The organism is Arthrobacter sp. 7Tela_A1, from assembly GCF_049311065.1.
In the GTDB taxonomy this organism is placed as follows: domain Bacteria; phylum Actinomycetota; class Actinomycetes; order Actinomycetales; family Micrococcaceae; genus Arthrobacter_B.
Genome location: NZ_JAXIOO010000008.1, coordinates 112,197 through 120,654, shown reverse-complemented (window position 1 = coordinate 120,654; position 8,458 = coordinate 112,197). Strand labels below are relative to the sequence as shown.

Below are 8,458 nucleotides of genomic sequence, written 5' to 3'. Positions count from 1 at the left end.
GCAGCGGCCGGCGCGCCCGCCGCTGCCGAGGACTGGGGTTCCTCGGCAGGCGCGGCCGCAGGTTCACTGCAGCCGCCTACGGTCAGGAACACTCCGAGAAGGGTGGCCGCTGCGAGCGCGGTTCCGGATGGAGAACGTCCCCGCCTCTTCCCCCGGGCACCGTGCGGGCCAGCGTTCAGTCCGTGATGAGCTGCGGTCATTGCGCCATTCTGCCATGCGGTCCGGACGGTGCCGAGGGGGCGCGGCCGGGGCACGCCCTCAGTAGGCCGCCGACGCCCGCTCGGGTTCCTCAGTGAGAGCCTCGGCGGAACCAAAATCCATCCCTAAGCCGGTGTCCATTGCCTCCATGGGCTGGAACTCCTCGTCAGCCCCGCTGACCAGGAGTTCGCCGGTGGCAGGGTCGACGTCGCCCGGCAGGTCCGGGCTGTCTCCCCCAGTGCTGCGCTGGGAAGACTTGTCGCTGATGTTGCGCCGAAAATTAGCTGTCCCCCACATCAGGTCATGCCCCACTGCGTCGGCATCGATATCCACGGAGGTTCCGCTGCGGCCGCCGTCCGTGGCCCACTGACGGACCCTCAGCCGCCCGGTGACGATGACCCGGTCGCCCTTGTGGACACTCACGCCCGCGTTGGTGGCCAGTTGCCGGAACATCGACACGGAGTACCAATTGGTGTGGCCGTCCACCCAGAGTCCTGTTGCCCGGTCAATCCGCCGTTCGGTGGTGCACATCCGAAACCCGGCAATAGCCAGGCCGCTGTCGGCTGTGGTGGTGCGGACCTCCGTGGCAACGAATCCGCGAAGAGTGATCGAATCAGTCATGGTGCTTCCCCTGCTTTCGGTGACGGCGCCCGCCAAGACGCCTGCTCTCGCCCGGCGCATCCGCCGGTCGCCTCATCGTTCCCGACTCAGCGGCGGGGTTCTGCAGTTTCGGCCATGCTGTGGATCCAGGGAGCGGGGCTGCCCGGTGCTTGTGGCTGGGGAGGGAATGTTCGCGGGCAGCAGAGCGCGTCCGCCAGCGAGGGATCATCCGGGAGCGGAGCATCAGCTCGGATAAACTGGGAAGCAATGGTGCCCCCGGCGCGACTCGAACGCGCAACCTACGGATTAGAAGGCCGTTGCTCTATCCATTGAGCTACGGGGGCAGACCAATCGATGATACTACGCAGCGGCTGGGCGACACGGCCAGGCTCTCCGGCAGGACAGGAATTCCGTTCCGCGCGGAGGTGCCGAAAGTTTTTCCATTCATCTGCATCCAAATCCGATGCCCGGGAAGTAAAGGAGGTGTAGGCCAAAAGAAGCCGGGCCGTGAGCCCGGCGAAACCTAAGGAGAAGCCATGCGCAGGACCGCCACACTTTTCGCAGCAGCAGGCCTGGCAGCCGGGGCAGGATTGGCGGCAGCCCCCCCCGGCCCCCCCCCCCGCCCCCCCCCCCCCACGACGCCCAGCTCTCGGTCTTCCACGCAGTTCCCGACACGACTGTCGACGTTTACGTCAACGGAGCACTGACCCTCGACGATTTCACTCCGGGCAGCATGGCGGGCCCGCTCTCACTTCCGGCCGGAAGCTATGAGCTCGCCATCACCGCAGCTGACGCCGCTGATGCTTCGGCTCCGATCATCGGGCCGGTTTCCGCCCAGCTCACCGCCGGCGGCAACTTCACCGCCGTCGCCAACCTGAGCGCGGATGGAACACCGACGGCGAACGTGTACTCGAACGACATGTCCACCGTGGACCCGGGCAAGGCACACCTGACCGTTCGGCATGTCGCGGCAGCACCTGCTGTTGACGTCCTGGCCAACGGCAGCGCCGTTATCACCAACCTGTCCAACCCGGAGGAGAAGACTCTGGCGGTTGACGCCGGAACCATCTCCGCCTCAGTCGCGGCAGCGGGAACCACCGAACCTGTCATCGGCCCGGCCGACCTCACCCTCCCCGAGGGTGTCCACACCATCGTTTATGCCTGGGGCTCGCTGGAAGACGGCAACCTGGCCCTCGCCACGCAGACGATCGAAGGCATGGAAAGTGCACCGAACGCCGTACCCGGTGCCTTGGCGGCCGCCGAGGACAACTCGGGTGCCATGCTGGCCGCAGCCGGCGGGCTGAGCCTGATGGCGCTGGCCGGCGCGGCCTTCGCCGCACGACGCCGCAGCACCGCCAAGGCTGAGTCCGGACTCTAGGCCTCACGGCGCCCTGCGCCCTCCAACGAAGGTGCAGCGCGGCTCCCATGGCCGCGCTGCACCTTCTTGCAGCAGCTACCAGAAGGAGAATCCCCTATGACCAAGGCCGGACGTCAGCGCCGCTTCCTCGCGGGCGCACTGCTCGTCGCAGGAACCCTGGGAATCGGCGCCTGCGGCACCGGTGCATCTGCCCCGTCACCTGTAGACACCCAGGCCCAGCCCTCGTCCAGTGCACCGGCCGCTTCGGCCCCTGCACCGGTTCCCCTCGGCGCTTCCGGAACTATTCCTGTCCGGCAGGCCACACCGGAGGCCACGGAAAGTATCCCGGCGCCGGTCCGGGTGCAGGTGGAGGGAACCGGCATTGACCTTGAAGTCGTGCCTGTCGGCGTAGAGGACAACGGCGCCATGACCATTCCAGACAATCATTTCCAGGCGGGTTGGTACCGCTACGGGGCTGCGCCCGGGGCGGCATCGGGCTCCGCCGTACTGGCAGCGCACGTCGATTCTCAGACCGAAGTCCTGCCCATCGCGTCCTTGAAGGACGTTGAGCCGGGAACCCGCGTGACCGTCACCAGGGAGGACGGCACTACCCTCACCTACCAAACGGAGAAGGTTGAAAACATCGCCAAGCGCTCGCTTGACGGCCACCGCCTCTTCGACCGCACCGGCGGGCACCTGCTGAAGCTGGTTACCTGCGGCGGCAAGTGGCTCGACACGGAGAATGACTATGAAGATAACGTTGTGCTCACGGCAGCACCGGTATCATAGGGACATTCCGCCCGCTCAGCGGCCATCAGGCTGCACGTCGGCAGGCCAACGGCAGGAGAACGCAGCAGATGTCATCCGGTGCCCTCGAGTGGGGCGACGGCCTCGACGAGGCCTTCGCCGCAGGTGAGGAGGCAGCCCTTGCCGAGGCCTACCGCCGCTTCGCTCCGCTGGTGCGCAGCATGTCGCTGCGCCGGCTGGCGGACGCGGGTGCAGCCGACGACGCCGTGCAGGAAGTCTTCATCAGGGCCTGGCGCTACCGGGAGACCTACTCTCCCGCACGCTCCACCCTTGCGGCCTGGTTGATCGGGATCTCCCGCAACGTTGCCGCCACCATGACATCCTCCAGGATCCGTGAAGATGAAATCATGGAAGGCGCGGCGTCCAGGGAGCAAAGGTCTGTTCCAGCCGGGCCGGATCCCGAAACTGTGGCGGACAAAGTCGTGCTGGACGCCGAGCTCACCCGCTTGGGAGAACCCCAGCATTCGATCCTGCGGCTTGCCTTCCACGAAGACCTTACTCACCAGCAGATATCAGATCGCCTCGAGCTTCCGCTGGGAACCGTCAAGAGCCATATCCGCCGGGGACTGACCCAACTGCGGCAACGATTGGAGGTAAGCGATGCAGCACCTGCACGATGATGCATTGGCCCTTCTTGCCCTGGGTGAGGAACCAGCCCCGGATGAGGCTGCGCACCTTGAGCACTGCGAGCGTTGCCGGGCCGAAGTCCTTTCCTACGGGCGTGTCGTCAGTGCCGGCCGCAGTACCGACACAGCCCCGTCCGGATCGATTCCTCCGCCCGCAGTGTGGGCCGGCATCCATGAATCCCTGGGGCTCTCAGCGGATCTTCGCCGCGATCCTTTCGAAGGTGCCCGGCAGGCGGAAACCGGGACCGGTTCGGGAGAGCCGGCCAACCAGGGTTCCACAAGCGAGGAGCCCCCGGCACCGGTCTCCCTGGATGCTGCGCGCAGCCGGCGGCGTGGAACAAAGTGGCTGGCAGCCGCCGCTGCAGCCGCGGTACTCGCAGGCGCAGCCACCTGGGGCATTCTCCAGAACCAGGCTGCACAGCCTGAAGTCCTTGCTTCAGTGACGCTTGAACCACTGCCCGCCTACACGGATGAAGGCACAGCCACTGTGGATGAGCTGCCGGACGGTGAGCGTGAACTTGTGGTTACTTCCAGCAGCTCCGATGCGGAGGGATACCGGGAGGTCTGGCTGATTTCGCCTGACATCACGTCCATGGTCAGTCTCGGCACCATGGAAGGACTCGAAGGCAGGTTCCAGATTCCTGAGGGTCTGGACCTTGCTTCCTACCCCATCGTGGATATCTCCGACGAGCCCAACGACGGCGATCCGGCACACTCCGGAAAATCCATCCTCCGCGGACAGCTCGATCTCTAGGGAACCAGGCGGCTGGGCTGCAGGACTCCCCGCCAAGCTCCTTGAGGGCTTCACCCGAAGCGAGGGCATTAGCGCTCCGCCATGGCTCCTTGCCGCTCTTGTTGCCGGCGCGGTGCTGGTGTCAGTTCCCCGTGCGTCCTGGCGCTGGTTCGGGCTCTTCGTCACGTTCGTTCACGAGATCGGCCATGCCTTCGCTGCACTGACTGCAGGCCACCGGCTCAAGGGCATCGAACTGCGTTTTGACCACTCCGGACAGATGCGCAGCCTCGGGCGCGGAGGTTTCGGGGCAGTGTGGGCCGGTTTTTGGGGATACCCGGTTCCCGCGCTCACCGGAACCGCATTGATTTGGGCAGCGCTCCAGGGATGGGCGCCTGCAGCACTCTCCCTCGGTGCGCTCGTCCTGGCCCTCTCGCTGCTCTTTATCCGCAACGTGCAGGGGATCGCCATCGCAGCCGGCTGCGCCGCCGCGTCCGTGTGCCTGCTGTGGTGGACCTCCGCGGCGACAGCGTCCTACGCGGTCGTTGCCCTCGGGATCGGTTTGGTCGTAGGCGGCGTGCGCGATTGGCTCAACCTGCTGGACGTCCATACCCGCCGGAGGCACGCACTGGCTTCCTCGGATGCCTGGATCCTCGCCCGGCAGACCGGCATTCCGTCAGCCCTGTGGCTCGGCGCCTTCGCCGTCGTTATCGCTGCCGGCGCCTTTGCGTCGGGATGGCTGCTCGTGTCCCAGGGACCGGGGCCGCGCTAGTAACCCTGCGCAGGCGCCGCCGCGTCCCCGCCGCTCTCAGGATCACCGGCGACCGATGCCGGGGCCGGGAAAGTGACCCGCAGTTCGAGCCGGTGCTGCCCGTCTTCAGCCTGGGTGAAAATCGCTTTGCCGGAGATGCCGGCAAGCGCTCCGGTTCCGGATCCCGGGATGATGTGTCCCGACGACGCCGTTGCTTCCCCTTCGGCGAGGCCCCAGTGCTGAATCACCATGGTTCCTTCGCGGCCTTCGACGCTGCCGGCGAAGACTTCACTGCCCACGTAGCCGGCACCTGCGGCGTTCCCGGCCAGCAGGAGGTCAGCGACGCTGGTGCCCGAGATGCTGCCTTCGAAGATCTTCACCGCCCGGACGGTGGAGAGCTCGCTGTTCGTCCCCTCCACAACATAGGGGGTCGGCTCCCAGGAGGAGACGTCAAAGTCGGCAGTGATTGAGTGTTCTGTTCCGTCGGACATGTCTCCAGTATTCCGTGTCCCGGCCGCGATTGCATGCCCGTGATGCGCCGACGGTACCCTAGTCGCTGGGGCGCAGCCGTTCGCGTGTCCCCAAGACCCGCGAAGGAGAACCACCCCGCATGCCGTCCAATCCGGTTTCCACCGACTCCCGATACATGCAGCCGCGCGTCCTGTGGACCACGTTCGCCGTCCTTCACCTGCTCTTCTTCGGCTTTCTTGCGCCGCTGATCTTTACCGGCGAAGTGCTCAGCGACATCCAGTTCTACCGCGGGTGGGCCTTCGAAGGCATCACGGAGGGTTACTGGCAGGGCATCAGCACGGACTGGGTCTATCCCATCGGTGCGCTGGCGCCAATGCTCCTGGCAGCCGTCCTTGGCTACGGGCCCTACCAGCTGTCCTGGTTCCTCCTTTTCACGGGCCTCAACGCCGCAGCCCTGGCCGTCCTTACCAGGCAGCGCACCCCCCAGCGGTACGCTGCCGCCTACTGGTGGATGGGCACTACCGCCTTGCTGGCTCCGGTCGCGGTTGGGCGTGTGGACGGCCTGACCGTACCCCTGGTCATCATCGGGTTGCTGCTCCTGGCCCGTCGGCCCGTCGTCGCCGCTGCCCTGCTGGCAACTGCCACCTGGATCAAGGTCTGGCCTGCAGCCGTGATCCTGGCCGTGCTGGCTGTCTCCCGGCGGCGCCTGACCGTGCTGGCTACCGGCGCGGCCCTCTCGGCAGCCATCGCCGCCGTCGTGACAGCAGCGGGCGGACTCCGCCACCTCTTGAGTTTTGTTGGAGCCCAGGGCGACCGCGGGATGCAGTTGGAGGCACCGTTCACGACGCCTGGTCTGTGGCAGGCGATACTGGGCAGTTCGGATGCGCACATCTACGAAGACATCGTCATCAACACGCGCGAGGTCCGGGGCGCCCTTGGCGAGCCCGTGGCTGCCCTGATGACCCCGCTCCTGGCGCTGGCGGCGGCCGCCGTCGTCGTGCTGCTGCTGTGGGCGCTGCGCCGCGGAGCCGACGCCGGTGCACTGCTGGCTTCCGGCTCCCTGGCACTCGTGGGTGCCTTTATTGTCTTCAACAAGGTCGGCTCGCCGCAGTTCATGCTCTGGCTCGGCGCCGTCGTCGCCGTCGGCATTGCCTGGAAGGGCCGGCCGTGGCTCGTTCCGGCGGCCATGATGCTCCCGATTGCCGGCCTGACCACCTTGGTCTACCCGATCTTCTACGAAGCGCTGTACAACGACCTGAACATCGGCGTCGCACTGCTGCTCACGGTCCGGAACATCCTCGTCATGGCCCTGTTCGCCTGGGCTGTCCTGGACATCGTCCGGCTGGCGCGGGCGGGGCGGAAGCTCAGCGAATCCGAAGTTCGCCCGGAGACGGCTCCGTAAGCTTCTTCCGGAAGAGCACCTTGGTCTTGGGATCAAGGAAGATCAGGTAGAGCGCAAAGCCCACGGCGGTAACTGCCGCAATCTGGCGGGCAGCGCTGAGGCTGAACTCGAAGTAGGGCCAGATGTCGAGCTGGTCGCTGATCGCATAGACCATGAAGAAGGAGACAAAGAGGTACAGGGTCTTCACCTGCCAGTCATCGCGGATGCCTGTGACGGCAAACAGCGGGATCAACCAGACGACATACCAGGACTGGATCATCGGTGCCAGCATGACGATCGCCGCGAAAGCCAGGGCCAGCCGCCGGACCAGCCGGCTGTAATCACCCACGAACATGAGCCAGGCGACAATGGCCAAGGAGGCCAGCCGGCCCACGGTGTGGACGACGTCCGCAAACGACCAGCCCGGCAGACCGAGGGCGTTGGCCAGCGTCGCGACGATGAGCCCCAGGAACCCGACCGGCGCGTACCAGATCCAGACGCTGCCCGGCGTGCTCAGCGCTCCTACCCAGCCGAAGCCCAGGCCGTTGACGACGCCCAGGACCGCCAGGAGTCCCAGCGAGAGTCCTGCAGTGAGGAACCAGAAAAGGAACCTGCGCGGCCAGGAGGCACCTTTGCCTGCCCACATGAGACCGATGAAGGGCAGGAAGATCAGGGTGATGGGCTTGATGCCCACGGAAAGCGTCACCAGCAGGATGCCGAGAATCGGACGCTTGGCCGCGGCATAGTACAGGCCGGCGAGGGCAAGCCCGATCATCAAGGCGTCGTTGTGGATGCTGGCGATGAAGTTGGTCAGGAACAGCGGGTTGGCGGCCGTGAGCCAGAGTGCCCGGTGGGGATTGATGCCGTGCAGCTCAGCCAGCTTGGGAACGTAATACACGCACATGGCGACGCCGGCGATGGAGATCAGCCGGAACAGGAGGATGGAAAACTCGGTCTGCCCGCCGGTTATGCGGACAACGATTTCCTCAATCCACAGGAAAATCGGCCCATACGGTGTGGGGCTTTGCGCCCACAAATCGTCCGCGCCGAGCTGCAGGTAGTTGGAAATCTGTGAGTAGCCGTCCTTGTAGGGATTCAGGCCGCTGACCATAACGAGTCCCTGGGCGATGTAGGCAAAGACATCCCTGCTGAACAGGGGCAGGGCCACCGCCATGGGCGCTCCCCAGGCTACGACCGCCTTCAGCACGTACGGCCTGGATTCGGGCCCCCATTCTCCAATCCGCTGTCCCAACCGCAGCCATGAGCGGACCAGGAGCATGCCGCCGACGGCGAGGAGGAAGACCGAGATGACCGCGCCTGCCGGCTCGAAGCGCAGCCACATGATGAAGCTCACCCGCCTCAGTTCGACGGAAGACAGGGAAAGCCATCCAACACCGAGGGAACCGGCCAGCATCATCAGCGAGCCGATGAATCCCTGGACAACAGCGACATTGGGACGATCGGCTTTCACGTTCTCCGGTGAGGGAGACGAAGGCTCGGTCGCGGGGACCTGGGCGGTCATCGTGGGTCGTTCCAA

General features: G+C 65.8%; 8 protein-coding genes, 1 tRNA gene and 1 pseudogene. 6 read left to right on the top strand and 4 right to left on the bottom strand.

What is annotated here, in order from left to right:
• Positions 1-258: 258 nt before the first annotated feature.
• Positions 259-819, bottom strand: coding sequence for a single-stranded DNA-binding protein (locus TVB01_RS05695; RefSeq protein WP_422454800.1), 561 nt, complete (start codon positions 817-819; stop codon positions 259-261).
• A gap of 247 nt (positions 820-1,066) precedes the next feature.
• Positions 1,067-1,142: transfer RNA gene (locus TVB01_RS05690), tRNA-Arg, on the bottom strand.
• Between the two features lie 192 nt (positions 1,143-1,334).
• On the opposite strand from TVB01_RS05690, the pseudogene TVB01_RS05685 reads away from it, so the two are divergent.
• From TVB01_RS05685 to TVB01_RS05665, 5 genes and pseudogenes are all read left to right on the top strand, one after another.
• Positions 1,335-2,176: pseudogene (locus TVB01_RS05685) on the top strand (DUF4397 domain-containing protein).
• Between the two features lie 96 nt (positions 2,177-2,272).
• On the top strand, positions 2,273-2,944 hold the full coding sequence (locus tag TVB01_RS05680; protein WP_422454798.1) for a class F sortase: 672 nt from the start codon (positions 2,273-2,275) through the stop codon (positions 2,942-2,944).
• Positions 2,945-3,012: 68 nt separating this feature from the next.
• Entirely contained in the window at positions 3,013-3,582 is a 570-nt protein-coding gene (locus TVB01_RS05675; protein WP_422454796.1) for an RNA polymerase sigma factor, read from the top strand.
• Positions 3,563-4,342, top strand: a complete 780-nt coding sequence (locus tag TVB01_RS05670; protein WP_422454794.1) for an anti-sigma factor — start codon at positions 3,563-3,565, stop codon at positions 4,340-4,342. Before TVB01_RS05675 ends, TVB01_RS05670 begins: the two co-directional genes overlap by 20 nt.
• Positions 4,293-5,090: a M50 family metallopeptidase gene (locus TVB01_RS05665; RefSeq protein WP_422454809.1), complete on the top strand. Its 798-nt coding sequence runs from the start codon at positions 4,293-4,295 to the stop codon at positions 5,088-5,090. The genes TVB01_RS05670 and TVB01_RS05665 overlap by 50 nt, the downstream gene beginning before the upstream one ends.
• On the opposite strand, the gene TVB01_RS05660 is transcribed toward TVB01_RS05665, so the two are convergent.
• The gene (locus TVB01_RS05660) at positions 5,087-5,560 is read right to left on the bottom strand and encodes a DUF3224 domain-containing protein (RefSeq protein ID WP_422454792.1); all 474 of its coding nucleotides are present in this window, start codon (positions 5,558-5,560) and stop codon (positions 5,087-5,089) included. The genes TVB01_RS05665 and TVB01_RS05660 overlap by 4 nt on opposite strands.
• A gap of 119 nt (positions 5,561-5,679) precedes the next feature.
• Between TVB01_RS05660 and TVB01_RS05655 the strand changes: the two genes are divergently transcribed.
• Positions 5,680-6,942, top strand: a complete 1,263-nt coding sequence (locus tag TVB01_RS05655) for a glycosyltransferase 87 family protein (RefSeq protein WP_422454790.1) — start codon at positions 5,680-5,682, stop codon at positions 6,940-6,942.
• On the opposite strand, the gene mptB is transcribed toward TVB01_RS05655, so the two are convergent.
• Positions 6,905-8,443: a polyprenol phosphomannose-dependent alpha 1,6 mannosyltransferase MptB gene (gene mptB, locus TVB01_RS05650; protein WP_422454788.1), complete on the bottom strand. Its 1,539-nt coding sequence runs from the start codon at positions 8,441-8,443 to the stop codon at positions 6,905-6,907. The genes TVB01_RS05655 and mptB overlap by 38 nt on opposite strands.
• Positions 8,444-8,458 lie beyond the last annotated feature (15 nt).